This is a genomic window from Pseudarthrobacter sp. NPDC058196, from assembly GCF_042882685.1.
Taxonomy (GTDB): domain Bacteria; phylum Actinomycetota; class Actinomycetes; order Actinomycetales; family Micrococcaceae; genus Arthrobacter.
The window spans coordinates 156971-183264 of the sequence record NZ_JBHVVN010000004.1 but is presented as its reverse complement, the minus strand read 5'-3'; the positions used below and the strand labels follow the sequence as shown (position 1 = coordinate 183264).

24 protein-coding genes and 1 pseudogene are annotated in these 26294 nt (G+C 65.6%); 14 read left to right on the top strand and 11 right to left on the bottom strand.

Going from position 1 to position 26294, the window contains the following annotated elements; genetic code table 11:
• Positions 1-209 precede the first annotated feature (209 nt).
• The 11 genes from ACFVVC_RS07525 (at position 210) to ACFVVC_RS07475 (ending at position 12710) form a co-directional block, all read left to right on the top strand.
• Positions 210-3650 (top strand): response regulator, encoded by a 3441-nt coding sequence (locus tag ACFVVC_RS07525; protein WP_387450750.1) that lies wholly within the window; start codon positions 210-212, stop codon positions 3648-3650.
• On the top strand, positions 3647-4555 hold the full coding sequence (locus ACFVVC_RS07520; protein WP_387450747.1) for a diguanylate cyclase domain-containing protein: 909 nt from the start codon (positions 3647-3649) through the stop codon (positions 4553-4555). The genes ACFVVC_RS07525 and ACFVVC_RS07520 overlap by 4 nt, the downstream gene beginning before the upstream one ends.
• A gap of 265 nt (positions 4556-4820) precedes the next feature.
• Positions 4821-5840: a hypothetical protein gene (locus tag ACFVVC_RS07515; RefSeq protein WP_387450745.1), complete on the top strand. Its 1020-nt coding sequence runs from the start codon at positions 4821-4823 to the stop codon at positions 5838-5840.
• Between the two features lie 121 nt (positions 5841-5961).
• Positions 5962-7548 (top strand): protease pro-enzyme activation domain-containing protein, encoded by a 1587-nt coding sequence (locus tag ACFVVC_RS07510; RefSeq protein WP_387450743.1) that lies wholly within the window; start codon positions 5962-5964, stop codon positions 7546-7548.
• A gap of 135 nt (positions 7549-7683) precedes the next feature.
• Complete coding sequence (locus ACFVVC_RS07505; RefSeq protein WP_387450740.1) at positions 7684-8439, top strand: phosphatase PAP2 family protein; 756 nt, start codon at positions 7684-7686, stop codon at positions 8437-8439.
• Between the two features lie 8 nt (positions 8440-8447).
• Entirely contained in the window at positions 8448-9212 is a 765-nt protein-coding gene (locus ACFVVC_RS07500) for a DedA family protein (protein ID WP_387450737.1), read from the top strand.
• Between the two features lie 5 nt (positions 9213-9217).
• Positions 9218-9889: a response regulator transcription factor gene (locus tag ACFVVC_RS07495; protein ID WP_387450734.1), complete on the top strand. Its 672-nt coding sequence runs from the start codon at positions 9218-9220 to the stop codon at positions 9887-9889.
• Entirely contained in the window at positions 9886-10950 is a 1065-nt protein-coding gene (locus ACFVVC_RS07490) for a sensor histidine kinase (RefSeq protein ID WP_387450732.1), read from the top strand. Before ACFVVC_RS07495 ends, ACFVVC_RS07490 begins: the two co-directional genes overlap by 4 nt.
• 154 nt (positions 10951-11104) lie before the next feature.
• Positions 11105-11539, top strand: a complete 435-nt coding sequence (locus ACFVVC_RS07485) for a VOC family protein (protein WP_387450729.1) — start codon at positions 11105-11107, stop codon at positions 11537-11539.
• A 5-nt stretch (positions 11540-11544) separates the two neighbouring features.
• Positions 11545-12186, top strand: coding sequence for a winged helix-turn-helix transcriptional regulator (locus ACFVVC_RS07480; protein WP_387450727.1), 642 nt, complete (start codon positions 11545-11547; stop codon positions 12184-12186).
• A gap of 65 nt (positions 12187-12251) precedes the next feature.
• Positions 12252-12710 (top strand): GyrI-like domain-containing protein, encoded by a 459-nt coding sequence (locus ACFVVC_RS07475; RefSeq protein WP_387450724.1) that lies wholly within the window; start codon positions 12252-12254, stop codon positions 12708-12710.
• Between the two features lie 32 nt (positions 12711-12742).
• Here ACFVVC_RS07475 and crcB read toward each other — a convergent pair whose 3' ends face one another.
• The 10 genes and pseudogenes from crcB to ACFVVC_RS07425 all read right to left on the bottom strand — a co-directional run bounded on the left by crcB (position 12743) and on the right by ACFVVC_RS07425 (position 21818).
• A complete protein-coding gene (gene crcB / locus ACFVVC_RS07470) occupies positions 12743-13120 on the bottom strand; it encodes a fluoride efflux transporter CrcB (RefSeq protein ID WP_387450722.1) in 378 nt (125 codons plus the stop codon).
• The gene (locus ACFVVC_RS07465; protein WP_387450719.1) at positions 13117-13698 is read right to left on the bottom strand and encodes a fluoride efflux transporter FluC; all 582 of its coding nucleotides are present in this window, start codon (positions 13696-13698) and stop codon (positions 13117-13119) included. The genes crcB and ACFVVC_RS07465 overlap by 4 nt, the downstream gene beginning before the upstream one ends.
• Positions 13698-14234, bottom strand: a complete 537-nt coding sequence (locus ACFVVC_RS07460; RefSeq protein WP_387450716.1) for a universal stress protein — start codon at positions 14232-14234, stop codon at positions 13698-13700. Before ACFVVC_RS07460 ends, ACFVVC_RS07465 begins: the two co-directional genes overlap by 1 nt.
• A gap of 109 nt (positions 14235-14343) precedes the next feature.
• Positions 14344-15470: pseudogene (locus ACFVVC_RS07455) on the bottom strand (Gfo/Idh/MocA family protein).
• Positions 15467-16279, bottom strand: a complete 813-nt coding sequence (locus ACFVVC_RS07450; RefSeq protein ID WP_387450714.1) for a ThuA domain-containing protein — start codon at positions 16277-16279, stop codon at positions 15467-15469. Before ACFVVC_RS07450 ends, ACFVVC_RS07455 begins: the two are co-directional and overlap by 4 nt.
• Positions 16276-17376, bottom strand: a complete 1101-nt coding sequence (locus ACFVVC_RS07445) for a Gfo/Idh/MocA family protein (protein WP_387450712.1) — start codon at positions 17374-17376, stop codon at positions 16276-16278. The genes ACFVVC_RS07450 and ACFVVC_RS07445 overlap by 4 nt, the downstream gene beginning before the upstream one ends.
• Before the next feature lie 61 nt (positions 17377-17437).
• Complete coding sequence (locus tag ACFVVC_RS07440; RefSeq protein WP_387450710.1) at positions 17438-18334, bottom strand: carbohydrate ABC transporter permease; 897 nt, start codon at positions 18332-18334, stop codon at positions 17438-17440.
• Positions 18331-19269: a carbohydrate ABC transporter permease gene (locus ACFVVC_RS07435; protein ID WP_387450709.1), complete on the bottom strand. Its 939-nt coding sequence runs from the start codon at positions 19267-19269 to the stop codon at positions 18331-18333. The genes ACFVVC_RS07440 and ACFVVC_RS07435 overlap by 4 nt, the downstream gene beginning before the upstream one ends.
• Positions 19269-20609 carry an ABC transporter substrate-binding protein gene (locus ACFVVC_RS07430; RefSeq protein WP_387450707.1) on the bottom strand — a complete coding sequence of 447 codons (1341 nt, stop codon included), beginning with the start codon at positions 20607-20609 and terminating at the stop codon, positions 19269-19271. Before ACFVVC_RS07430 ends, ACFVVC_RS07435 begins: the two co-directional genes overlap by 1 nt.
• A 189-nt stretch (positions 20610-20798) precedes the next feature.
• A complete protein-coding gene (locus ACFVVC_RS07425) occupies positions 20799-21818 on the bottom strand; it encodes a LacI family DNA-binding transcriptional regulator (protein WP_387450705.1) in 1020 nt (339 codons plus the stop codon).
• A 240-nt stretch (positions 21819-22058) separates the two neighbouring features.
• Here ACFVVC_RS07425 and ACFVVC_RS07420 point away from each other — a divergent pair, with 240 nt between their 5' ends.
• Complete coding sequence (locus ACFVVC_RS07420) at positions 22059-23648, top strand: ATP-binding protein (RefSeq protein ID WP_387450703.1); 1590 nt, start codon at positions 22059-22061, stop codon at positions 23646-23648.
• A gap of 87 nt (positions 23649-23735) precedes the next feature.
• Here ACFVVC_RS07420 and ACFVVC_RS07415 read toward each other — a convergent pair whose 3' ends face one another.
• Positions 23736-24236 (bottom strand): DUF4188 domain-containing protein, encoded by a 501-nt coding sequence (locus ACFVVC_RS07415; protein WP_387450701.1) that lies wholly within the window; start codon positions 24234-24236, stop codon positions 23736-23738.
• Positions 24237-24302: 66 nt separating this feature from the next.
• On the opposite strand from ACFVVC_RS07415, the gene ACFVVC_RS07410 reads away from it, so the two are divergent.
• The gene (locus tag ACFVVC_RS07410) at positions 24303-24878 is read left to right on the top strand and encodes a TetR-like C-terminal domain-containing protein (RefSeq protein ID WP_387450699.1); all 576 of its coding nucleotides are present in this window, start codon (positions 24303-24305) and stop codon (positions 24876-24878) included.
• A gap of 349 nt (positions 24879-25227) precedes the next feature.
• A complete protein-coding gene (locus ACFVVC_RS07405) occupies positions 25228-26268 on the top strand; it encodes a serine hydrolase domain-containing protein (RefSeq protein WP_387450697.1) in 1041 nt (346 codons plus the stop codon).
• Positions 26269-26294: the final 26 nt, after the last annotated feature.

Sequence of the window (26294 nt, the reverse complement as noted above, 5' to 3'; positions counted from 1 at the left end):
CCGACCGGGATTCTTGCCTACTGGCTGGTTCGGCCGGTGGATGCCTTACCGCCGTCGGCTCCGGCGGAACGGCCGGGTCCCAGGCACATGAAAAGGCGCTCGGTCTGAGCTGAGGGAGCTATATTTTCAGTGTGCGTCTCCGCCCAACTTCGGGCGGCCCGGGTCTCAAATTTTTGCGGGTGAGAGACGCCCTATTGGGAGGGCTTTACGTGTCTCAGAACGATCTCCTCGAATCACGACGGCCTATCGGCGGACGCATGGCCCGGATCGCTTGGCTCGTTGGGTCTACGGCCCTGATACTGGCGGCACTGGCGCTGTACTTTGTTTGGAACAATGGCACCGAGCCCGCGAGGGTGACTGGCGACGTGTTCATCCTTGCGTCTGCCCTGGTGGCTGGTATCAGTTGCGCCAGGGCCGCCCGGCGCGGTGAGAATTCGCGTGCGTGGTCCCTTCTGGCCTTGGCCGCGTTTACGTGGGCCGCGGGGCAGGCGCTCTGGACGTTCTTCGGTCTCACCAACAACAACACGTACCCGTTTCCTTCGATTGCCGACGCCTTCTTCCTGGCGTATTCCGTGCCTGCCGCCGCGGCGCTGTTCAGCTTCAAACGGCCAGCTGGGACTACCAGGGTGGGCTGGGTCAGGTCGGCGCTCGATGCCTCGGTGATCGCTGGGTCGGTCTTAGCGATCAGCTGGTACACCGCTCTCGGGCCAGCCTTGAGCTCGGACGGTGACGTCCTGACCGTGCTTGTCAGTGTTGCCTATCCGGCGGTGGACGTGGTGGTGACCTGTCTGGTGCTTGTTCTGGCCATGCGCCGGCAACCGGGTGAACGCCTCCCTTGGCTTTGTTTTGGCAGCGGGCTGCTCGCCCTGACCATCACGGACAGCACGTACGTCAGGCTGACATTCGACGGCGTTACGGGCGTCACGGGGTCCCCCCTTGCGTTGGGGTGGATCGGTGCGTTCCTCCTGATTGCGCTTGCACCTCTGGTCCCTTATGCGGAAAGGCCGCAGCCCGAGCGCAAGGCGTTCGCCCTGGCCCTGGAACTGCTCCCCTACGCCCCCATCCTGGTGGCGTTGGTTGTTGTTGCCGGCCCGCACGTTCAGGAACTCAGTACATTTCTCTTGGTGGTGGCCAGGATAACCGTTGTCCTCATCGTGATCCGCCAGGTGCTGATCGTCATTCAGAACATCACCCTGGCCACCGGTCTGGAAAAGGAAGTGGCCGCGCGGACTGCGGAGCTTGAGGGTTTGGGCGCCATTGTTAATTCCTCCACCGATGCCATCCTGAGCACCACGCCCGAGGGCGTCATCACCAGCTGGAATCCCGGGGCCGAGCGGCAGTACGGCTACTCCGCAGAAGAGGCCATCGGCCTCGCCGGGCGTATCCTCCTGCCCCCGGGCCGAGCTGACCGGATCCAGGAGATCTTTGGGCGGCTCCGGGACAGCGGCGACGCGATGAACTTTGAAACCGAACACGTCCGGAAAGACGGGACGGTCATCCCTGTGTCCGCGACCGTCTCACCGATCCAAAAAGACGGGAAACTACGCGGGATCGCGATCATCGCCAGGGACATCACTCTCCGCCGGGCCGCCGAGAACGAACTGAAAGCAGCGAAGGCAGCTGCCCTGGAAGCAAGCAGGCTCAAGTCCGAATTCCTGGCCACCATGAGCCACGAAATCCGCACGCCAATGAACGGCGTCGTGGGACTAACGGCCCTCCTGCTCGACACCCCGTTGGACGAAACTCAGAGGCAATACGCCGAAGGAGTCAAAGGGGCCGGTGAGTCGCTGCTGGCCTTGATCAATGACATCCTGGATTTTTCCAAACTCGAAGCAGGAAAAGTCGAACTGGACCTGCGGCCCTTCGATCCCCGGCTCCTGGTGGAGGACGTCGCGGGGCTGCTGGCAGAGCCGGCACAAGCCAAGGGGTTGGAGCTCATCGCCTACTGCGAGCACGGACTTCCCGGCAGACTGACCGGAGATTCAGGCAGGATCCGCCAGATCCTGTTGAACCTGGCGTCCAACGCTGTGAAGTTCACCGCGGCAGGAGAAGTCGCCATCCGGGTAACGGCCGAGACGCGTGACCGACGGCCCGGATGCGTCGCCACGATCTGTTTCGAAGTCCGCGACACAGGAATCGGAATCGAACCCGCACAGCACGCTCGGCTGTTCGAATCATTTTCCCAAGCCGACGCCTCAACCACCCGCCGATATGGCGGCACCGGGCTGGGGCTGGCGATCTGCAGCCGTCTGACCGAAGCCATGAACGGTGAGATCGGGATGAGAAGCGTGCCGGGCCAAGGAAGTACCTTCTGGTTCCGCATCCCATTACCGGTGGCACCACCGTCCACCAATCCCGTGCCGGCGGCCGATTTCCTCACAGGCATGCGTGCGTTGGTGGTGGACGACAACGCCACTAACCGTTTGGTCCTGGAATCGCAGTTGCGGGGCTGGCGGCTGAAACCGCACCCCGTGCCCGACGCCAACACGGCACTGGCCAGCGCCCGGGAAGCGGCAAAGCGGGGAGAACCCTTCGATCTTGCAGTCTTGGACCTCTGCATGCCCGGAACCAACGGCCTGGAACTGGCACGGGCCATCAAAGCCGACCCGGACCTGGCCAATATCGAACTGATCATGCTCACCTCGACCATGCAGATCAACGGCTCGGCGATCGCCGACGCCGGGGTCCGGGAATGGCTCATGAAACCGGTCCGCAGCTCCGAGTTCTACAATCGCCTGATCCGCCTGATGTCCACCAGCGGACAACTCCCGCCAGGTGAGAGGCTCGCCGGCATGACAAGTGCAGCTCTCCGGGAACAGACCGGCGCCGATACCTCCTACCGGCGGCAGGTCCGCGGCCGCCTCCTGGTGGTGGAGGACAACGACGTCAACCAGCTCGTGGCCCGATCGACCGTGGCGAAGTTCGGGTATGCCGTGGACGTAGTGGCCAATGGTGCCGAAGCTGTGGCCGCCGTCGAAACAATGCCGTATGACGCCGTCCTGATGGACTGCCACATGCCGGTAATGGACGGGTTCGAAGCCACCAGAATCATCCGGAGCCGTGAGGACGGCACCATTCGGCTTCCCATCATCGCCATGACTGCCGGTGCGCTCGACGGAGACCGGGAACGCTGCCTCGCCGCAGGCATGGATGATTACCTCGCCAAACCCGTCGACGTCAATGACCTCGAAATTATCCTGGCCCGGTGGGTCCGGGACCCCGCCACTCGTGTCCTTCCCGAGCAACCTCTTGCTGTCACCGGCGGTCTTACAACAGCCACTGGTGGGCATTCCAGGCAGGGACTCGATATGAGCCGGCTGGCGATTCTTCGTGATCTTGGACCCTCCGACGGGCTGGGCCTGTTGCCGGCGGCAGCAGAGGCTTTCCGGAACGATATCCCGGACCGGGTTGCCGCCCTGAACCGCGCGATCAACGACAACGACGGTCTAGCCCTGGCTCAGGCGGCACATGCACTCAAGGGTGCCGCGGCCAACATTGGTGCCACTACTGCCGCGGCACTGTGCGGCGAGCTGGAGGCCATGGGGTCGTCCGGAAATCACGCCCGGGCCGGGCAACTTGTCAGCCGACTCGAAGCGGAGCTAGCGAACGTAAATATCGAACTCGATCGGGCCCTGGACGGTGCCCAGTGAAAGTCCTGGTAGCGGATGACGATCCGGGCTCGCTCCTGGTCGCCAAGGCAGCCGTCGACCGATCCGGTCATGAATGCCTGACGGCGAGGGACGGCGACGAGGCGTGGGCCATGTTCCAGGAGCACCAGCCGGACGTCGTGGTCACAGACTGGATGATGCCCGGCCGGGACGGTCCCGCCTTGTGCCGTGCCATTCGGGAACGGCCGGCCGACCTGTACACCTACATCGTGCTCCTGACCTCGCAAGGATCCCGGGACGACGTCCTCGCCGGGCTCCAGGCCGGCGCGGACGACTACGTCACCAAGCCGCTGGACCCATTTGTCCTGCACACCCGGCTGCTCGTAGCGAAACGGGTCACCACCCTGCACGCCGACCTCGCCCACTATCGGAAGATCCTCACGCAGCAAGCCCGCACCGATCCTCTAACAGGCCTGAACAACAGGCTCAAGCTCACCGAAGACCTGACACAACTGCACGTCCGCAGCCGGCGCTACGAGGAGCAATACTGCATCGCCATGTGCGACGTCGACAATTTCAAAAGCTACAACGACATCTACGGACACCAGGCAGGCGACCAGGCCCTCCAGGCGGTCGGGGCCGCCCTCGCAACAACTGCACGCAACACCGACGGAGTGTACCGGTACGGCGGCGAGGAATTCCTGTTGATTTTTCCCAACCAGTCACCACACGGCGCCAAAGACATGCTGGAAAGGGCACTTCACGCTATCCGCGCCCTCAACATCACCCATTCCGGGGACCCGACAGGCCACCTGACACTCAGCGCAGGGATATCCGCCTTCACCCCTGGGCACCACCTTGACGCCGACACCGTATTGGGAGAGGCCGACGCGGCCCTCTATACCGCCAAGGCAACCGGCCGGAACCGGGTGGCCCTGGCACAGTGACCACGGCGCCCCGAAGTTGCGCCTCCAAACGCCGGCCCGCCATGCCGAGGGCCGGCGTCGTAATGGACGCTGGAACTCTGGTTTGCCGCTTATCCCCGGGCATATACTGTCCACGCCTCATGTGGCCCAAACAACATCGAAACATCTCACGGTCCGGCGTTTTCGACGCCGGCGACAGGCCCAGCGCGGGTGCGCGGCTTCCCGAATCGACAGACTAGGCCCGTCAGGACATTCCCGGCGGTGGCGACTTTGATGATGGATGATCATGAGACGGTTCCTGGCTCCGGTAATTGTTTTTGCGTTGACCTGCATGGTCTTCCCTGTCTTGGCACCAGGCGCCGCCCGGGCCGCAGCCGGACCGTGCGTCGGGGCGCCCCCGGCCGATGGGACCGTCTACGCAGAGACCAGGCAGTTCGTGGACACCCAGTCGTGGTGGATGCCGGACGTTGACCAGGCCAACAACTCCATCACCAATAACGGTCATGTGCACCTGGGGGCGTGCCTCCCCGAACGTGAAACCATCAGTTCGGGCAACGTCACCGTGAACGTCCGGGTGATCCTCCACGACAACCCCGGCACGGCCAATTACGTCTCGATGGTATTCATTACCTCCGACACGGAAGCTGTCGTGCAGAAGTGCTACCTGAGGGCCACTGCAGCAGACTTCACCTGCCCGGGCCCATCCAGCACCGGCGACGGCGACTTCGTGTGCGCGGGAACCTGCGAACGCTGGCTGACGTTCTCGCGCCCAATCACGGATTTCAACCGCTCAGGGCTGCAGGAGATCCATCTTCGCGCGTTTGTCCCGGAGCCGGACGGCAACGAAATGCGGACCAGCCTCAACTTTCAAACCGACATCCAAAACGGCAGGTCCCCGTCTGACGTTTCCAGGTACCCCTTCCTGCGCGGCAAGGGGTGGTACACCCACGCCGGATACTGTGAGTCGTCGGTCCGCAGCGTCCCCATTCCAGATGCTCCGGTGTCAGGCGTCTGGACGCCGGCAGTAGGTCTGACCACCCACCCGAACGCGTCACTTCCGGCGACGCACTCATTCATCTCCATCGACCCCGATTTCCACGCCATACCGGCAAACCGCGGAACCGTACTGTGGGATTCTGCCGGCCCCTACGGCCCTGAGCCCTTTGGGTCCGCTCCCATCTCGATCGACACCCGGACCCTGGCCAACGGCGTGCACAAACTGCATCTCAGAACGTCCTGCCGCGACAACACGCTGGGTTCGACAAACTCCGGGGTAACGGTCATACCCTTCACGGTGGCCAACTAGTCCGACGCCGCGGAAAGGAATCTGTGCGTCGCCGGCGGCTCCGGAGGGACCAATGTTCCCTGTTCATTGTCAGTGACGCGGAGCACAATTGGCCTTGCCTCACCACGAACGGAGCCAACCCATGTCCGAGCACACCAACCCCACCCCCAGCCACGCAGAGAGCCGGGTCCCCCTCCCTGGCTCCGAGCGCCCCACGGCGGCACGGATCCAGACCACCCTGGGTCCCGCCAACCCCGCCCACAGGATCGAGGTCACCGTGATCCTGCGCCGCCAGGAACCGCTGCCGGAGACCTCCACCGAGCCCGCCGAGTCCCTGACCCGCGAAGAACTGGCAGCCCGCCACGGCGCCTCCGACGCTGACCTGACCCTGGCCACCGAGACGTTCACCCGGCTCGGCGCCGACGTCGTCGAGGCCGACCCCGCCTCCCGCCGCATCCGCCTTGCCGGGACCGTGGAGGTTCTCAGCCGGATTTTCGGCACCAGCCTGGAGGAAGTCACCAGCAGCGGCCCGCACGGCCACGACGTCACCCACCGGCACAGGACCGGTGGACTGGAGATCCCCGCGGAGCTGGACGGCGTTGTCACCGCAGTCCTGGGCCTTGATGACCGCCCCCAGGCCCGCGCCCAGTTCCATGCCATTCCACTGGCGGCATCCGGGACCAGCTATACACCGCCCGAGCTCGCCCGGATCTACAACTTCCCCGCCGGCGGCGGCGCCGGCCAGACCGTGGCCATCATCGAACTCGGCGGCGGCTTCGCCCAATCGGACCTGGACGCCTACTTCGCCGAACTGGGCATCACCGGGCCCACAGTGCGGGCAGTGGGAGTCGACGGCGCCGCGAACCATCCCGGACAGGACCCCACGGGCGCGGACGGCGAAGTCCTCCTCGACATCGAGGTGGTGGGCGCCCTGGTGCCCCAGGCGGACATTCCGGTCTACTTCGCCCCCAACACCGACGCCGGCTTCCTCGACGCCATCATCAACGCATCCCACGCAACCCCGGCACCCACGTCCATCAGCATCAGCTGGGGCCAAAGCGAGGACGACTGGACCGCCCAGGCCCGGACAGCATTCGACCAGGCCCTGGCCGATGCCTCGGCACTTGGCGTGACCGTCACCGCCGCCGCAGGGGACAACGGCAGCGCAGACGGCGCCACCGACGGCAAGGACCACGCCGATTTTCCCGCTTCCAGCCCCCATGTGCTGGCGTGCGGCGGAACCCGCCTTGACGCCGACCCCGCCACGGGAACCATCACATCCGAAACTGTCTGGAATGACGGGCCGCACTCCGCCACCGGAGGCGGCTACAGCGACACCTTCCCGGCGCCCACCTGGCAGTCCGGCCAGTCCACGCACCATGGCGGCCACCACCCCGCCGGCCGAAAAGGCCGTGGAGTGCCGGACGTCAGCGGCGTCGCGGACCCCCAAACGGGCTACAAAGTGCGGGTTGACGGCAAAGACATGGTCATCGGCGGAACCAGCGCAGTGGCACCGCTCTGGGCCGCACTCATCGCACTCCTGGCGCAGTCGACCAGCCGCACGTTCGGGCAGATCCAGCCGCTGCTGTACAGCAACAAGGCTGCCTTCCGCGATATCACCACGGGAAACAACGGTACCTACACGGCCGCCGCCGGTTGGGACCCCTGCACCGGCCTCGGCAGCCCCGACGGAACCGCGCTCCTGACCGCGATCACCTCCGGCGGGTGACCTGACGGGAAGCTGCGTCTTCCGCGGTCCCGCTGCGGTCACGTTTCTTAAGCCTTTCTTAGGAACCCTGGGGAAGGATCGAAACAGAGACCACGGACAGACCCCTGTCCGCCGCAGGACCACCCCGGAGGATTCGTGAACGAACCAACCCGTGCCCACAAAACGACAGTCAAGCCTGGCACCACCGCCGCGGCCCGCGCAGACTTCCCCGTGCTCCCCCGGGCCCGGCACTGGCTGCTGCTGGGCGCGCTTCTGTGCGCCGTCGTCGTCGCCCTGGGTTTCACGGTGCAGCTCCTGCCCGGCGACACCGCCGCCGAACTGAACGTGGACCAGGACCTCAGCCAGCACCACGTTGCCGTGCTGACCGCGGTCGCGATGGCAATCAACCTCCTGTTCGGCCCGGTGGCGGGCCTGGGCCTCATTGCCGTTATCGCGGTCCTGGTGCTGCTGGTGCGCCGCGACCTGGCCAGGGCTGTTGCCTTCGGCCTGGTGGCGTGCTCGGGCTGGGTGGCCAGCGAAGTCTTCAAGCTGATCGTCGCCCGGCAGCGGCCCAACCCGGCGCTCCTGTTCGACCCGCTGGCGCCGGAGACCGGCTCCAACAGCTTCCCCAGCGGCCACGTCAGCTTCGCCGTCGCCCTGGCCTTCGCCCTGTACTTCCTGTCCCGGGGCACCCGCTGGTCCAAGCTGGTGGCCGCGGCCGGCGCCGTCATGGCCGTGACCGTGGCGTGGTCCCGGCTGTACATCGGCGTGCACTACCCCACCGACGTGGTGGCCTCATTCCTGGCCGCGAGCGCAGCCTTCGTACTGCTCGCCGGGCTCTGGAACCGCTACGCTCCCCGGCTCTTCGACCGCCTGCCCGCCTCGCTCACCGCACCGTCCAGCCGACGCTAAGGAATCCCATGCACAGCTTCCTCACCCCTGACCTGGTCTCCGCCATGGCCACCACTGGATCGTCTTCCCTGCTGGACCCCGCCGGCCTGCTGAGCGGCCTGGGTCCTGCGGCCCTGGGCGTGATCGCCGGGATGGTCTTCATCGAATCCGGCGTCCTCTTCCCGTTCCTGCCCGGGGATTCGCTGCTCTTCACCGCCGGGCTCCTTCACCAGCAGCTGCAGCTGGCGCTCCCCGTCCTGATCGGTGTGATCACGGCCGCCGCCATCGCCGGCGACCAGGTGGGCTACCTGCTGGGCCGGAAGTTCGGCCGGCGCTGGTTCAAGGATGACGCCAAGGTCCTGAAAACAGCACACCTCACAGCAACCGAGGACTTCTTCCGCCGGCACGGTGGCGCCGCCGTGGTCCTGGCCCGCTTCGTCCCCATCATCAGGACGTTTGCCCCGCTGACCGCCGGCACCGCCCGCTACGGGTACAAGGCCTTCACGCTGTGGAACATTGTGGGAGCCGCCGCTTGGGCCACGTCCGTGACGCTCCTGGGCACCTGGCTGGGCCACTACGAAATCATCGCCAAGAACATCGACGTCATCGCCGTGCTCATGGTCCTGGTGTCCGTGGTGCCCTGGGCCGTGGAATACCTCAAGCGCCGCCGCGCCAACCGCCGAGCCGCCGCAGCGCGTACCGCAGAGTACGACGACGACGCTTCCGCGGGTGCCCCGCCGCACCTCGACACGGTGGGCAGCACCGCCCGGCAGGACGTATTCACGGAAGAATAGGCCGCATGACCACCCCGGACCGGCCCTCCCTGCTGCTCGCCGAGGACGACCCCGCGCTGGGTCCACTGATCGCGGAGCTGCTGGAACCGGACTACCGGATCCGGCTCGCCGCCACCGGCCAGGAAGCCCTCCATCTGGGCCTGACGCAACCCTGGGACGTGATGGTGATCGACCGCGGCCTTCCCGTCATGGACGGACTGGCCGTCATCGCGGCGCTGCGGGCCAAAGGCATCGCTACCCCCATCCTGATCCTCACCGCACTGGGTGAGACCGACGAGAAGGTCCGCGGGCTGGACACCGGCGCCAACGACTACATGACCAAACCGTTCGACGCCGGCGAGCTGGCGGCGCGACTGCGCGCACTGACGCGCACGTTCGCTCCGGCCGCGGGCCCGGTGGGCATCGGCAGCTGGGACTTCGATCCGGCGTCGCGCGCTGTCCGTTCCGCCTACGGCGAGGTGGTCACGCTGACCGCCAAGGAAGCCGAACTCCTGGCGGCTCTGGCAGCCGAACCCGCCAGGGTGTTCACCCGCGACGACCTGCTGGCCGCGCACTTCCAGTCCACGGACCAGCCCGGCGTCATCGACACCTACGTCCACCACCTGCGCCGCAAGATCTCCCGGACCGTCATCCGCACCGTCCACGGCGTGGGCTACCAGATCGGCGACCCCTCATGACCTCTTCCTCCTCCGGTATTGGCTCCTCCGGTATTGGCTCTGGTTCCCTGGACACTGGCTCTGGCTCCGAGGACGCGGACCGGGACACCCTCCGCCGCGCGTCGCTGAAGGTGGCACTCCGGATCAGCGCGGGCGTGGCCGTCCTGGTACTGGTGCTGCTCGCCGCCGCCACCGCGTTCCTCATGAACAAGCTGGCCCACCCCACCCCGCCCGGTTCCACTGCCGGCAAGGCCTACACCTACCTGGACTCGAAGGACCTGATCGAGGGCATGATCCTGGCCGGGCTGGCGGGCATCGTGCTGGCCGGCGTGGTGGGGTGGATCAGCGCCCGCAGTGCCATTCGGCCGCTGGGCGACGCCCTGGCCCGGCAGCGGCGGTTCGTCCAGGACGCCAGCCACGAACTCCGCACCCCTCTGGCGATCCTTGATACCCGCATCCAGCTCGCGCAGCGCAAGGCCGAGCCAGGGTCAGAACCCGCACAGGCATTGGCGAAGATCCGGGAAGACACGGCCACGCTGACGGGCATCGTCAACGAACTCCTCCTGGCAGCGACCGGCTCCCCCGGTAGATCCCCCGGAGCGCCCGCGGATGCCGTCCCGGAGCCGGTGGACGTGGCCGCGGTTGCCCGGTCTGCCGCCGAAAGCCTCCAGGACCTTGCCCGCCAACAGGGCGTCCAGGTGGATTTCTCCGGTGCCGGCGCGGCGCGTGCAAGCGTGGACCAGGGGTCGCTGCGGCGCGCAGTGCTGGCCCTGGCCGATAACGCCCTGGCCCACACCCCGGCCGGCGGAAGCATCACCATCAGCACCAGTGTTGAGGGGTCCCGGGCCGTGGTCCTGGTGGCAGACACCGGCTCCGGGATCACGGGGGTGGACCCGGACCGCATCTTCGACCGGTTCGTCCGCGCTCCGGGGGTGAACGGGTCTCGGGGCAGGCGGAGTTTCGGGATCGGCCTGGCCCTGGTCCGCGACATCGCCACCGCGGCCGGCGGCACTGTGGACGTACTCCGCACCGGACCCGCCGGGACCACCATGCGGCTCGCACTCCCCCTGGCGCGGGAATAGGGGCCCGCAGGCACGGGGGTAAAGTTGGCTCCCCTGCGGGGCTGAAAGGCAACTGAAACGAACGGGCTGAGAGCACGCAGTCAGGGTCTTGACCGTGCACTTGTTTTTTGCAAGTATCGAGGTTATCCACTCCATCTTGGGAAAAGAGACCGTGATGACCGCAATGTTCGTAAACCTGCCGGTGACAGACCTGGAACGCGCCAAGGCGTTCTACACGGCGGTGGGTTTCACCATCAACCCGCTGTTCACCGACCACAACGCCGCGTGCGTAGTGGTGGAGGAAGACCACAGCTATTTCATGCTCCTGGTCCGCGAGTACTTCCAAACCTTCAGCGACCGGCCCATCGGTGACCCTGCCGCGACCGTATCGGCGACGACCGCCATCTTCCTGGACAGCCGGGAAGCAGTGGACGCCAGCGTTGCCAGTGGTTTGGCAGCCGGCGGAACCGAGGCCCAGCCCGCATCCGATTACGGCTTCATGTACCAGCGCCAGCTGACCGACCCGGACGGCAACATCCTGGAGTTTGGCTACATGGAAGCCGCCGCCGCCGAACAGGGCCCGGAAGCCTTCATGAACCAGCAGGCCTGAGGTTCATGGCCGCACGCGATTACGGACAATACTCGGGCATCACGCGGGCCATGGAGATTGTCGGCGAACGGTGGGCCCTGCTGATCGTCCGCGACCTGCTCGTTGGGCCGCGACGCTACGGTGAGCTCGCCGAGGGCCTGCCGCGGATCCCGAGCAACATCCTGGCCGCGCGGCTCAAAGAACTGCAGGCGGCCGGGGTGATCCGCCGTGCGCCACGCTCACGGGTCATCGTCTACGAGCTGACGCCGTACGGGCGGGAGCTCGAACCGGTGATCCTTGCGCTCGGCGCCTGGGGCTTCAAGGCCATGGGCGATGCCCGCGAGGACCAAGCCATCAGCCCCGATTCGATGACCATGGACCTGCGCACCGCGTTTCGGCCGGACGTGGCGGCCGCCCTGCCCGCTACCGCCTACGCCGCGCACTTTGGTTCCGCCGACCTCCTGATCAGGGTCAAGGGTCCCACCCTGGACGTCACACGGGGTGACGGGGCGGCGGACCTCACCTTTGCCACCGGGCCGGATATCCGGCTGCTCATCTCCGGCGACATGGCACCGGACCGAGCAATTGAGAGCGGGGTGATCCGGGTGCTGAGTGGGCCGGGAGACCTCCTTTACCGCTTTGCGGACACCTTCCACCTGGCGGCTTGACAGGAAGATCGCCGCCGCGTTTCGAAGTCGTCCGCAACTAAGAAAGCAAGATTTACAATCACGGTATGACGGCCACAGTCAGCCTACGCACCGTTCACCACCGCAAACTGGCCGTCGTCCGGCGCGAGATCGCGCCGAACGACGTTGGCTCGGCATGGGGACCAGCGGTGGGCAAGGTCTGGGACTTCATTCGAACCCAGCCGGGCTTGTGGACGGGGGGCCACAACATCTTCGTCTACCACCACTCGAACGAGCCCGGGCCCATTCTGTGCGAATTCGGCGTCGAAGTCACGCGCACCTTTGAAACGGCAGGCGACGTATACGCGACCGAAACGCCCGCGGGCCAGGCCGCTGTAGCAGTACACCGAGGGCCGTACGACCGCATGAACGAGGCATACATCGCGATAGACGATTGGATTGCGGTGAATCGAAGAGAGGCTGCCGGACACTCCTGGGAGATCTACGGAGATCCGACGCCGGATCCAGCCGACACCGAGACGACAGTCGTGCGCCTCCTAAAGTAAAAATCACTCCGCAGCATCAGCAGCCACGCGGCTCAGAACAGGCTGCCCAGCGCAAGGCCGCCGGCAGCAGCGGCCACCGCGGCCACGGCCGTGCCGATGCCGTTGAGCAGGGCGAGCCCGGTGCGGCGGGACTGGATGAGCCTGACGGTTTCGAAGCTTGCCGTGCTGAACGTGGTGTAACCGCCCAGGAAACCGGTGCCGGCGATGGCCTGAAGTTCGGCAGGGGCGGCGTGCACGATCACGGCGCCGGCGAGCAGGCCCAGCAGGAACGAGCCTGTGACGTTGATGGTGATGGTTCCCACCGGCAAGGCGGTGCGGGCCCGGGACCGTACCAGGCCGTCCACGACGAACCGGGTGGCCGACCCGAGGCCGCCGGCGACGCCGACCAGGATGATGATGGCGACGCTCACCGGTTCTCCTTCCGATTTTCCCGGCGATCGGTGGCCCGTGCGTGGTGGCCTGCCGCCAGTCGGATTCCCGCCACGGTGGCAGCGGCTCCCGCCACCACGCTGACCCCCACATAGAGCAGCGCGTCAGTGACGCGGCCGGCCCCGAACAGGGTGTTCGTTTCCAGGGCCAGCGTGCTGTACGTGGTGAAGGCGCCCATGAAGCCGGTGCCGACGAACAGCCGGATCAGCCGAAGCCGCCCCGCGTCCGGGCCCCGCCGCACCAGGGCCTCCAGCAGGAGGCCGAGCAGGAACGCCCCGGAAAGGTTGATGGCCAGGGTGGGGACCGGCCAGCCACCCGGCGCAGGCAGGATGCTGCCCAGTCCATAGCGGGCCAGGGCGCCCAGGATGCCGCCGGCGACGACCACCAGCAGGAACCCGGGATGCAGGTGCACCGGCCGGTGGGGGCGCGCCGCACCGAGCGTCCCCTGGTCCGCTGCAGCCTCCCGGCCGCCGCCCTCCGGACGCCGGGCCCCGTCGTCGTACCCTGCCTTGTCCGCGGTGCCCGCCTGGGCCTGGGCCTCGGGGACAGGCTGTTCCATCAGCGGCCCGCCTTGGGCTGGTGCCTGTGCGGCGCAAGCGGCACCACCAGGACGGGCCGGTGCTGGCGGTGGGTGAGGTGCACCGCCACGGATCCCACCAGCAGTTCCTCAAGCCGCGCCCCGAGCCCGCGCTCGCGGGTGCCCACCACAATGAGGGACGCATCGGCAGACTCCGCCAGGCGTCCCAACGCCCGGGCCGGGTCACCGGCAAGGGTCACGAAGGACCAGTCGATCCCGGTTCCGTCGAAGGCCGCACGGAGGTCCGCTGCGATGGTGGCACTGATTCCTTCGATGTCGTCATCAACCCCGTCCGGGTCGATCGGCCGCGCCTCCACCCTGCCGTCCGGCTCCTCGGCAAGGTAGGTGGTGACGTCCACGTACGCGCAGACCAGCTTCACGCCGAGGCTGAACGCCAGTTCGGCGGCACGGTGCGCGACGGCAAGCGGCTGGCCCGGCACGACGCCCATCAGCACCGGCCCGCTGATCTGCCGCGGGACGTACGGCGTGGGGCTGGATTGTTTCGCTGCGTCAGTCATGTGTTCTCCTGTCAGATCCGGATTCTACTGCGCGGCCGGACCTCCAGGAGAAACGTGCAACAAATGCCCCGCGCCGCGATCCCGCCACGTCGACCAGGTGGCCGCCCGGTCAGGCTTGGAGGACCACCGACTTGGCGGCAGCGGATTCCTCAATGGCTGCGAGCACTCGCTGGACCTGCAGTCCGTCCTCGAACGACGGCGACGGCGGCGTACCGTCACGGACGGCCACGAGCAGATCGTTGATCTGGTGGGTGAAGGTGTGCTCCCAGCCGATCACGTGGCCTTGCGGCCACCACGCACTGATGTGGGGATGCTCCGGCTCCGTGACCACGATCCGCCGGAAGCCCTGTTCCGCCGCGGGGGCGGTCGCGTCGAGGAACTCAAGCTCGTTGAGCCGCTCAAGGTCGAAGGCGAGAGAACCGGACGACCCGTACACCTCAATCCGCAGCGAGTTCTTTCGGCCCGTTGCCACCCTGGAAGCCTCCACCGACGCAACGGCCCCGCCGGCAAGCGTAAGGGTGGCCCAAACAGCGTCGTCCACCGTGACTTCCTCGAGTCCGTCCGGACCGGGGCGGTGTCCGATGAAGGTATGCAGGCGCCCTGAGGCTTCTGTGACGGTGTCGCCCAGAAGGTACTGGACCTGGTCGATTGCGTGCGAAGCGATATCGCCCAGCGCCCCGGAACCTGCCGTCTCCTGCCGAAGCCGCCAGCTCATCGGGGCGCTTGCGTCCGCCAGCCAGTCCTGCAGATACGACGCGCGGATCTGCAGGACCGTGCCGAGCCGGCCGCCGGCGATAAGCTGCCGGGCGTACGCGAGGGCTGGAACGCGCCGGTAATTGAACCCGACCATGGATTGCACTCCCCGTTCCCGGGCCCCTGTGCGGCGGCAACCATGGCTTCGGACTCAGCGAGCGTATTCGAGAGCGGCTTCTCCACCAGCACGTGCTTCCCGGCCTCGAGGGCTGCGATCGCGATCTCTGCGTGCAGCCACCCAGGCGCGCAGATGTCCACGATGTCCACATCGTCACGTTCGATGACCTGGCGCCATTCCGTCGCCGATTCGGCCCAACCGTAGCGTGCCGCCGACTCCGAGACCTGGGCGGTGTCCCTGCCGACCAGAACGCGTTGCTCGATGGCAGGGACGTCGAAGTAGGCTCCAACGTTGCGCCAGGCGTGTGAGTGCGCCTTACCCATGAAGGCATACCCGATGGCAGCGACACCCAGTGGACGGCTCATCGGAGCGCCACCTCGTGCGTCACCGGCGTCGAGGCCCGGAGCTGCTCCGATCCGCTGCGGTCTTCGTACCGTGTCCTGGGCTGGTTACGCACTTCCGGGGCAGCCCGGGTCACGTCCGGCTGGGCGGCCCAGCCGACTGCGTTGGCGATGACGCGCCGGATTTGCGGGTGGTGATAGACGGGGTATTCCTGGTCGCCGGGACTGAAGTAGAAGATTCTGCCCTTGCCCCGGGTGAAAGTCACTCCCGAGCGGAAGACCTCGCCCCCTGCGAACGAGCTGATGAAGATCAGGTCGTCCGGGTCCGGAATATCGAAGAGCTCCCCGTACATTTCCTGCTCCGGGATGACTATGGGGCTCTCCACGCCGTCAGCGATGGGGTGCGATGGTTTCACCGTCCATATGAGTTCCTGCTCGCCCTCATTACGCCATGCGAGAGAGCAGGTGGTGCCCAGGAGGCGGGTGAAGATCTTGGCGAAGTGCCCCGAGTGCAGCACGATCAGTCCCATGCCACCGAGGACGTGCCGCTGGACACGATCCACCACGTGGTCACTGACTTCGGCGTGTGCCTTGTGCCCCCACCACAGCAGCACATCGGTCCCCGCCAGGGCCTCCTCCGAGAGGCCGTAGTCATTATTTGTCTGCAGCGTGGCCGTTGAGATGTCCGCGTCGGGCAGCGCTTCACGGAGACCGGCTGCGATTGCTCCGTGGATGCCATCGGGATAGATGCGTCCGATGTGTGCGGGATCGTTGAGCGCCTCGTGGACTCCCTCGTTCCAGACAAGGACGTTGAGTTTGCCGGCACTGTTCACAGCTGGACCTCCTTGCCTTCGCGGGCTGACCGGTAGCAGGCATCGATGATTTCAGCCCGGTTCAGGGCCAGCGAGCCGTCGTGGTGGCCCCAGACGGTTTCGCCGGCACGGACTGTCGCTATGAATTCCTCGACGACGGTCTGGTGGCCCAGCCCGGGCCGGGCTTCGGGCATGTAGTCGGCGTTCTGCCCGTCTTTGTCGGTAAAGATCCGGAGCTCGCCGACAGGGGCCGATGGCGATCCTTTGGCTTTCAGTTCCGCTCCCCCGTCCGTGCCGTAGACCATGAAGTCGAGCAGGTCATCTTTCTCTCGGTAACTGGCCCACCCTGCCTCAATGAGGAGGGTGGCACCTCCCTCAAGCCTGAGGAACGCCGAGGCGAAGTCTTCGACTTCGAAAGCGTGCTCGTCGTTCATCGGCGAGAAGCGGGCGCTTCCTCCGCGGCCCCGGGGGCCGAGCTCGGCATGGACCGTGGCCGAGACACTGAGGACTTTCGGCTCGCCCAGCAGGTGGAGCGAGTAGTCGAGGACGTGGACGCCGATGTCGGCCATCGGCCCGCCGCCGGAGAGATCGGGGTTGGTGAACCAGCTCCCGAGCCGTGGGATGCCCGTGCGCCGCAACCACGACGCCTTGGCGTAGTAGGGGCGGCCAAGGCCGCCGTGGTCGATGATCGACTTGAGTGTCTGGATGTCGCCGCGTCGACGGTGATTGAACGCGACATCAAGAACCCTGCCCGACTTTCGGGCAGCGGCGACCATGGTGCGTCCCTCTTCTGCGGTCCGGGCGAGCGGCTTCTCGCTCAGGACATGGATCCCGCGTTCAAGGGCCGCCACGGCAATTGGGGCATGCAGGAAGGTCGGAACGGCCACACTGATGGCGTCCAGGTCTTGACGCTCCAGCATGTCTTCCCAGCGGGAGAAGGCTTGAGGGATGGCGTATTCGGCCTGAAGGGAGCGAAGGAGCTCTTCTTCCATCCCGGCGACGGCGACGAGTTCGACGCCGGGAATGCTGCCGTACGCCTTCAGATGCTGATGGCCGGCCCAGCCGATGCCGACGACGCCGACCTTAAGGGTTGGTTCTTGGGACTGCTCGGGGTTCACGAAGTTGTTCCTATCTGGAGGTGATGGAGATTGGGGGTGTGAGGGTTGCGCCTGTAACGGTTCAGCCTTTGACGGCACCGGCGGTCATCCCGGCGACAATCCGCTTTTGGCAGATCAGGACAAGGACGACGAGGGGAATGGTGACGATGACGGAAGCTGCGCTGATTCGGCCAAGCGGTACGTCGAATTCGCTCATGCCGTTGAAGAAGGCGATCGCCACCGGTACGGGCCGGGCAGCCGGCGAACTCGTCAGGGTAACGGCCAGAAGAAACTCGTTCCAGACCGAGATGAAGACAAGGATCGCCGTGGTGGCCAAGCCGGGGACGGCCAGCGGAAGGATGACCCTTCGGAACGCCTGAAACGGTGTCGCCCCGTCAACATAGGCCGATTCTTCAAGTTCCCGGGGAATGTCCCGGAAGAAAGAAGTCAGCGTGTAGATGGCCAGCGGCAGGGCAAAGGTGAGTTTGGGAATGATGAGCCCGATCAGGGTGTCGTAAAGGCCGATCTCGCGCCAGATGGCGAATAACGGCGCAGCGATCGCGATGGCAGGGAACGTTGTGACCGAGAGGATCAAGGTCAGGATGAGGGCCTTCCGGCGCATCCTGAGGCGCGCCAGGGCATAAGCGGCGAATGAGGCGAAAACGAGCGCGATCACGGTCGTAACGACGGCGATAATCACCGAGTTTCGCATCGCCAGCAGGAAGTCACCGTTGCCGAATACAGCCAGGTAGTTATCGAAGGTCGGCTGGCTCGGGAACAGCTCCCCTTTACCCAGGCTTGTGCCCTTCTTCAACGACGTGCTGACCAGCCAGTAGAAGGGCACGAGCGAGAAGCCCATGACGACAACAACGAAAACCCAAACCAGCGGGTGAAGGCGCGTCTTGCTGCGGCGCGGCCTGGCGGTACCGGTAGCCTCGGCACTCCCAGCGGAGGGAGGGGCGGCCGTCAGGGTGCTCATCCGTGGTCCTCCCGTGCGATGTCGCGGATGTTCCCGCCCCCGAAGCGGATGTAAACGGCGGAAACGACCATGACCGTCAGGAACGTAAGGATCGAAAGCGCCGAGCCCTGCCCAACGAGCCGGTTTTCATTCAGCTGGCTGTACGCCAGCATGGACATGGATTGGGTACCGTTCGCCCCGTGCGTGAGTACGAACGGCAGGTCGAAGATCCTCAAGGCATCAAGCGTCCGGAAGATCGCGGCCAGGACAACGGCGGGACGCAGCAGGGGCAGGGTCACGTATGCGAACGTTTTCCAGCGGCCGGCACCATCAAGCTCGGCAGCCTCATACGTTTCCTGGCTTATGGCCTGCAGGCCGGCCAGGATAATCAGTGCCGCGAAGGGCGCGGTCTTCCACACATCTGCCATGACGATCACGGCCATCGCGTAGCCCTGTTCCCCGAGCCAGACCACGCCCGCGCCGGGCAGATGGAGGGCAGCGAGGATCTGGGGCACGAAGCCGGTCGTCGGATCAAACATGGTCTGCCACGTAATGGCGCTCACGACCGTGATGATCGCATAGGGCACCAGGACGACCGTGCGGAGCACCGCGCGGCCGCGGAACGCTAGATTGAGCAGCACCGCCATGCCTGTGCCGACAACGATCTCCAGCGAAACAGAGCAGGCCGCGAACAGGAAGGTCTGGCCGAATGCCTTCCACCAATCCTGGCCGGTGAGCGCCTCCACGTAGTTGCCCAGGCCGACAAACCGGGACAAGCCTGCCTGCAGGAGGCTGTATTGGTTGAGCGAGAGCCAAATTGCGTAGCAGATGGGGACGGCCGCCACGAGGGCCATCAGAATGAGCGCGGGGGCGGTCATCATGGCGGCAAGCCCGCGCTCTGCACGGTCCCGCATTTTGCGGGGCGGGTCGGGGATGAGGGTGCGAATGACAGACATCAGAAGCTGGCCTGGGCGGTCTTGATCTGGTCAGCCATGCTCTTCACGGCGTCCTCGGTGCTCGAAGTGCCCGAGAGGACGGCGTAGACGTTCTTGTTGATGGCCGCCGAGATCTGCGCGTAGACCGGGGAGACGGGCCTGGGCTTGGCTCCCTTGACAGAGACCAGGAGTTCCTTGGCGAACGGCATCTTCGCGAGGACCTCCGGGGCAGAGTAGGCCGCCTCCCCTGCCGGGGCCTGCGAGTAGTCCATGGCGACGTGTTTTTGCCACTCGGGCGAGGACTCGAAGTTCACGAACGCGACGCCGGCTCCCGGGTTTGATGCATAGGCCGACAGCGCCAAGTTCCACCCGCCGAGCACCCCGCTGCCATTGGACTTGCCGTCGAAGGACGGCAGCGGCGCCACCCCGAAAGTGTCCTTCAGCGGCGTGGCGTTCAGCTGACCGTAAACGTTCGGCCAGTTGCGTTCGTATCCGAATTTGCCCGACTCATACGCCAGGCGCGTGGCATTTTCGTCGTATGTCAGCACAGCACGGTCGGCAGAACCGTTCTTGATGCCCTGGGCCATGAAGTCCAGGACCTTGCGGGTCTCCGGCGAATCGACCTTGACGTTTCCCTGGTCATCAATGACATCGCCCCCGGCGCTGTAAAGGAGCTCAAGGAAGTTTACTGTCAGGCCCTCGTATTGCTTGGCCTGATAGACCACGCCATTGCCCGGGGACTTCGCCGCTTCGGTGTAGAGCTGCTGCCAGGTCTCGGGCTTGGACACCTTGTCTTTCGCATAGTAAATCAGGCCTGCATTCGTGTAGAACGGGGTGGCCCACGACTTGCCCTTGTACTGCGTGGTTGCCACCGTCGACGAAATCAGGGTGTCTTTGACGGCGTCGGTGACCTTCGTCATGTCCTGAAGCCAGCCCTGCGACGCGAACTCCGGAGTCCAGGTGACATCTGTCAGGTAAAGGTCGCACTCGCTCGACTTGGCTTGAAGCCGCTGCACAGCCTGGGTGCGGCTCTCATCCGTGGTGGCACCGAGGACCGTGTACTTCGCGGTGATTCCAGGGTTCGCCTTCATGAACGCGTCAATCGTGCCCTTATACAGGCCGACCGAGTCCCGCCCCCCGCAGATAGACAGACTCCCGGCGGCTCCCTTTGCCGATGCCGGATCCACCACGGGGGCGCTGGGGCCGGCCGCTGGTGCCGCCGTGCCGCCGCATCCGCTCAGGCCGAGGGCGAGCGCTCCTGCGGCCGCAATGACGCCGGCGATCTGCTTTCGGCGCAGCCGCCGCCGGCCAACGCGATGCGAACCGTCGGGTGATGAAGGTGAAGAAAGGTCAGTGTCCACAGATTGCTCCTTGGAAAATCAAGTGCCTCGCGGCACGTGGGAATTGCATGCTGAATCGATTCGGCAACATCGCCGAATCGACCCTTTGCAGATAAGAAGGGAATTGGTGCCGGAGCCGGACTTAGGTGTTGCCGGATCGATTCAGCACCGGGTTGATCGTGTCAGGTGACATGGATCACTGTCAAGCATTTACGGCAACGGCGCTTCGTGGCACCCGCACGATTCTCTGACCACGAGTTCCGGCGCAAACACACGCTCCGAGACTCCTGCAGACGGCTCCGCGATCTCTTCGAGGAGGAGTTCGGCCGCTGCGCGCCCCAGCATTTCCGGGTGGGTCGCCACAGATGTGAGGGGAGGCTCCCAGAGCGCGGCGGTCCGGACGTCGTCGTAGCCGATAATCCGCACCTCGGAGGCCCGCCCGGCCATGCGCAGCGCTCGATAGACACCGAACGCAACTCCATCGCTCTGGCAGATGATTGCTTCCGGGAGTTGGCCTCGGCCAAGAAGGTGTTGCCCTGCCTCAAGACCGCCTTCACCGTTGGAAGGGCTCTCCACCTCAATGAGTAGTCCCGGATCCATGCCCGCATCCGCGAGTGCCGTCCGAACGCCGTCGATCCGGTCCCGACGTGAGAGATGGCGGGAAAACCCTCCCACGAACGCGAAAGTCCGGCACCCATGCCCCAAAAGGTGTTCCGCCGCCAGGCGGCCGCCCAGCCTGTCATCAGGTCCGACATAGGGGGCGGAAACGCCTTCCAAGTACTTGGTTACGAAGACGTGCGGTATGCGTGAGGCTTCGAGGCCTTCAAGGAAAGTCGTACCCGACCGGGATGCCGGCATGACGGCAAGCCCCGCCACCTGGTACTCGCGAAGCTCAGCGATGAGTTCGTCCTGCCGCACAGGATCGTCCGAGGATGCGACCACGAGCGAACGGAAACCCGCCTCAGCCAAGGCAGCCTCCAGGCCCACGAGGAGTTCACCAAAAAAGGGGTTCGCGATGTCCGTGACGACGACTCCGACCGTTGTTGTCCGCCGGGTCCGGAGTGACGCCGCACCACGGTTGTAGACGTAGCCGAGTTCGCGCATCGCCTGGTGGACCCGATCCCGGGTCTCAGAAGACACTCGCCCTGTCCCGGTGACTACGTTCGAGGCCGTAGTCCTTGACACACCCGCGTGGGCAGCAACGTTCTTCAGGGTGACAGCTAGGTCCATTCGCACAAGATAGCAGGATCGATACACCAAGGGCACAGAAGGGACCCGCAGCTGGCGTAAATCCCGGTGGACCCTGTGATCGCCAGATTCTTCAGCCGCGTCTTCCGAACCAGCGTTCCTGTTGATTGCGCGTTTTCCGGGGTAGGTTTCTTCCACAGGCGTTCAAGGCAGGTAGGGGAGACCATGCTTTTTGAGCCGTTATATGCGTTTTACCGGACGTTGGGGCCCAAGGGCCGGGCTGTGCTGTTCCAGCTTCCGCTGTCAACGACGATGCTGTTGGTGACGGTCCTGACGATGCTCCTGCACCCGCAACTGGATGTGTCGGGACCATTTCTCTTCAGCCTGGGGGCGCATATTCTGCTCCTGGCCGCTTGCGCCCTCGTGCCGTGGGGCCGGCTGCCCGAACGGGCCGTGCACATCATCCCGGTCCTGGACTGCATAGTCGTTGGGGTCTCGCGCGAAGCCGGCGGCCAGTACCTCACCGTCCTGGGCTTCCTCCTGGTCTTTCCCGTCGTGTGGCTGGCCGCGGACCGGCGTCGCAGCGGTGTGGTGGTCGCCGTCCTTGCCACCATCCTCAGCGCCGTGCTGCCACCGGTCCTCCTCGGTACGGGCCTGGACGGCCCGGACTTCATCCGGATCGTGCTGCTGCCCGTCATCCTCGGAGCAATCGCGCTCACAGCGCACGCCATTGCCAACGCCCTCTCGCTGCAGCGGCAACAGCTGGAGACACAGGGCTGCGAGGTCCGGGACCTCCTGGCTGCCAGCGAGGACCGCGAGCGGTTGCTCAGCAGCGTCATGGATACCGTGAGCGTCGGGGTCTGCGCCGTCGACGCCAACGGTCAGGCAGTTCTTGCCAATCACCAATTCAGCAGCCATTTCGGCGGGACCGTCACCGGGAGGCAGCTGTCCGATGAACCACCGGGCTTTCTTGTCTACGGTCCAGACCGGAAGCACCCACTTCCTCCGGAACGGCGCCCCGGTTTCCGGGCGGCACGGGGAGAGTCCTTCACGGACGAGCTGATCTGGGCCGACAATGGAACCACCCAGAGGGCCTACTCCGCGACGTGCCGGCTGATCCGGGACTCCCGGGGCGAACACCGGGGAGCCGTCCTTGCATTCACCGATGTCACCGCACTGGTCGAAGCGCTCTCAGCAAAGGACCAGTTTGTCTCCAGCGTCTCGCACGAACTGAGAACACCGCTGACCTCGATCATGGGCTACATGGACCTGGCCCTGGACGAAGAAGACCTTGCCCCCGACATCGAGATGTACCTGACCGTCGCAAAACGGAACGCCCAGCGGCTCCTGCATCTGGTCGGTGACCTGCTGACGATCGCCGCGGACGCCGTGACCATCAACCCGCGGCACGCTGACCTCTGCGAGGTTGTCCGTCAGAGTGTTGAGGCCGCCCAACCACGGGCCAACGCCGGCGGCATCACCCTGGACCTGATCCACAACGGAGCCGCCACCGGTCACTTCGACCCTGACCGCCTCGGCCAGGCCGTCGACAACCTCGTCTCCAACGCCATCAAATACACGCCCCGCGGCGGCACGGTTACCGTCAAGGTCGGTGCCACGGGTCACGAGCTCCGCTGCGAGGTCACCGACACCGGAGTCGGCATGACCGGGGAGGAGCTGGACCAGGCTTTCACCCGCTTCTTCCGGGCCGCCAAGGTGCATTCTTCGACTATTCCGGGTGCCGGCCTGGGGCTGGCAATCACCAAGTCCATCATTGAAAACCACCGCGGCGACGTCGTCCTGTACAGCATCCCGGGAGAGGGAACAACGGCGGTGCTGACCCTCCCCTCCGCCGACATGGAGACCCCCTGACCACGGCGGTTTTCTCGTGACCGAACCTGGCCACGAGGCGAACGGCAGGCAGTCCACGGCCCGGCGCCGGGAAGCGCCCCGCCGTGATCAGGAACCGCCGGTTGCGTGGGCGGCGCGGCCCATCCTCTGCTTGGCGGTGTTGGTGCCTGCTCCCACCGGGACATGGTTGGTTGCCTTGGCGAGCCCGAAGAGCGGCATCCCGCTGTAAATGACCTCGATGCCGGCAGCGGGCACCTGGTAGGTCTCATGCCAGACACCGACGTCTCCGGTTCCGGCGATTTCCTTCATTAAACGGCGCCAGGGTTCAAGATGGGGCGCGTTCCTGTCAGCCGCAAACTTCCGCAGGTGCTCCGGACTCTCCCAGTAGCTGAGCATCATGGTGGTACGCCCCGCCCATTGCTGGTAACCGAGCATCCCCGCCGCCGGGTCGTTACCTAAGTGCTGAAGCATCCGCCCCATGGCGGCACCGACCCTCCCCACGGTCCCGATCTTCCACCACCGGTTGGCCCGCATCCCGATCAGGAACACCGTGACGGACTCCCGGCCCGGATCGGCCGTATAGCGGCCCGGAAATACCTTTTGTGACATGGAAACCCCTTTGGCCAGGTGTTGTGTAACGCTGTTACAAAACAAGGTTATGAAACAATGGGATCCATGGCAAGACCTGTTGTGCATAACGACTCTCTGAGGCAGGACCTCCTGGCCGTCACGGCTGACCTGGTGGACCGCACCGGTCCGGCGCGGGTGACGGTGCGGGACGTGGCCGCGGCCGCCCGGACCTCCACCACGGCCGTTTACTCGCTGTTTGGCGGGAAATCAGAGCTGCTCACCGCAGTCGTGGAGGATGGCTTCCGCTCGTTCGGCGAGTCGCAAGCGTCCGCAGCCGCCGGAGGCCTCCAGGGGCTGGGCATGGCGTACCGGGCCTGGGCCCTGGAGCACCAGGCCCTCTACCGGCTGATGTTTGGCGGCGTGCTGGCCGCCTACGTCGATTGCCGGCCAGACCCGGACGTTGCCCTCAATGCCATGCAGCCACTGATGGACGCAGTCGCTTCCGCACAGTCCGCCGGGACCCTCCGGGCGGCGCCGGCGGAACTGGTCGCTGCCGCCATCTGGGGCCAGGTGCACGGCCTGGTGAGCCTCGAACTGGCCCCAGTCGGACCACCGGACGCCAACTGGGCCGCGGTATACGCCGCCGCCCTGGACGCCGTTGCCCGCGGCTGGGCCGCCTGAAGCACGACCAAGGCCCACGCCGCGGGCCCGGCGGCCCACCACCCGGGCCAGGCTTGGTCCTGTATCCGACTAGTCGCCGAACCCTGCTTGATATGGGGTAGCTGCAACCCTTATGAGGCGTTGGGCAGGGGTGTAAATTAGGCCCAGCCGCAGGGACCAGGGAAATGAATCGCAGGCTTACATGTTGGCCCACCACCGCGCCAACGGCTTGAATCGGCGGACGAAGGATCGTTTGTGGAGACGAGCGGGACTCGCCGTTGCCCTCACGCTGACTGGCTGTACTTATTCCCCCGATGAGCCCGCACCGTCATCAAGCCCACCGAGTCTTTTCGCTTCCCTGGAAAGCCAGGTGCAGCTGTTCATGGACCAAGGTGCGGTGGCCGCCGTCGTACAAATCCGCTGGCCCGAGGGGCAATGGTCAAAGGCCTACGGCGTGCGAGACCTTGAGACCAGGGACCCGGCCCAGCCCACGGACCGGGCTGCGGTGGCAAGCGTCACCAAGACAATGACGGCCATCGCGGTGTTGAAGCTCGTCGACGACCACCTGATCGGCCTCGACGATCCCGTCAATGACGTCATCCCCGGGTTCACATCCACGCTCAAGCCTCCCGGTCCCATTACCGTGAGGCAACTGCTCAGCCACACGTCCGGGATGCCCGAGGTCAACGATGCCCTGCCGCGCGATGTCGACTTCCGCGCCGCGCTCTCAAAGACGCTCACCATGGAGGAAGCCCTTCAATTAGCGGGGACGCTCCCCTGGACCGAAGCCAGTGTGGGGTCCTTCAAGTACTCGAACACCAACTACTTCGCGCTCGGCGTCCTTCTCCAGACGTTGCGGCACAAGCCCTACGTGCAGATCATGCAGGAGGAGGTCTTCGACCCCCTCGGTTTGAAGAACACCAGCCTGGCTCGCGTCGATCCGCATGAGCCCGGACTTCTGCACGGCTATGTCACCCTCCGCGGAGAACGGATTGACACCACAGACACCACCCCCGCCGACCCCAACCCAGCCGGCGGCGCGATCTCGACCATGGACGACCTGAACCTCCTGATGGCCGGGCTCTTCCAAGGACGCGCTGTCTCGGCGGCGTCCCTGCGCGAGATGAAGACCAGCCCCGGCTTTAGCCCGTACGGGCTGGGCCTGTGGGAGCACGCTGACGGATGCTCGAGGGAGTCGAGACATGAAGGACGGGGCGGGTTCTGGGAATACCAGACGGTAGCGGTGAGCAGCAGCGATGGCCGCTACCAGGCAGCCATGTCAGTCACGACGCCACCAATGCCCACAGAGCTTGAGGACCCGTCCACGGATAACAAGCGTGTACTGCTGAACGGCCAGATCGAGTCGACCCTCAACGAGACCCTGGACCGGATCTGCAAGCCAGCCAGCTGAGAAAGCGAGGGTGTGCACCCGTCCTA

Excerpts from the sequence above, each read along its gene's own strand:
- ACFVVC_RS07415 (WP_387450701.1), bottom strand. The coding sequence starts at position 24,236 with ATGTCACAAAAGGTATTTCCGGGCCGCTATACGGCCGATCCGGGCCGG.
- ACFVVC_RS07500 (WP_387450737.1), top strand. The coding sequence starts at position 8,448 with ATGCACAGCTTCCTCACCCCTGACCTGGTCTCCGCCATGGCCACCACT.
- ACFVVC_RS07435 (WP_387450709.1), bottom strand. The coding sequence starts at position 19,269 with ATGTCTGTCATTCGCACCCTCATCCCCGACCCGCCCCGCAAAATGCGG.
- ACFVVC_RS07480 (WP_387450727.1), top strand. The coding sequence starts at position 11,545 with ATGGCCGCACGCGATTACGGACAATACTCGGGCATCACGCGGGCCATG.
- ACFVVC_RS07425 (WP_387450705.1), bottom strand. The coding sequence starts at position 21,818 with ATGGACCTAGCTGTCACCCTGAAGAACGTTGCTGCCCACGCGGGTGTG.
- ACFVVC_RS07460 (WP_387450716.1), bottom strand. The coding sequence starts at position 14,234 with ATGACTGACGCAGCGAAACAATCCAGCCCCACGCCGTACGTCCCGCGG.
- ACFVVC_RS07410 (WP_387450699.1), top strand. The coding sequence starts at position 24,303 with ATGGCAAGACCTGTTGTGCATAACGACTCTCTGAGGCAGGACCTCCTG.
- ACFVVC_RS07515 (WP_387450745.1), top strand. The coding sequence starts at position 4,821 with ATGAGACGGTTCCTGGCTCCGGTAATTGTTTTTGCGTTGACCTGCATG.
- ACFVVC_RS07475 (WP_387450724.1), top strand. The coding sequence starts at position 12,252 with ATGACGGCCACAGTCAGCCTACGCACCGTTCACCACCGCAAACTGGCC.
- ACFVVC_RS07510 (WP_387450743.1), top strand. The coding sequence starts at position 5,962 with ATGTCCGAGCACACCAACCCCACCCCCAGCCACGCAGAGAGCCGGGTC.
- ACFVVC_RS07465 (WP_387450719.1), bottom strand. The coding sequence starts at position 13,698 with ATGGAACAGCCTGTCCCCGAGGCCCAGGCCCAGGCGGGCACCGCGGAC.
- ACFVVC_RS07440 (WP_387450710.1), bottom strand. The coding sequence starts at position 18,334 with ATGAGCACCCTGACGGCCGCCCCTCCCTCCGCTGGGAGTGCCGAGGCT.
- ACFVVC_RS07495 (WP_387450734.1), top strand. The coding sequence starts at position 9,218 with ATGACCACCCCGGACCGGCCCTCCCTGCTGCTCGCCGAGGACGACCCC.
- ACFVVC_RS07485 (WP_387450729.1), top strand. The coding sequence starts at position 11,105 with ATGACCGCAATGTTCGTAAACCTGCCGGTGACAGACCTGGAACGCGCC.
- ACFVVC_RS07490 (WP_387450732.1), top strand. The coding sequence starts at position 9,886 with ATGACCTCTTCCTCCTCCGGTATTGGCTCCTCCGGTATTGGCTCTGGT.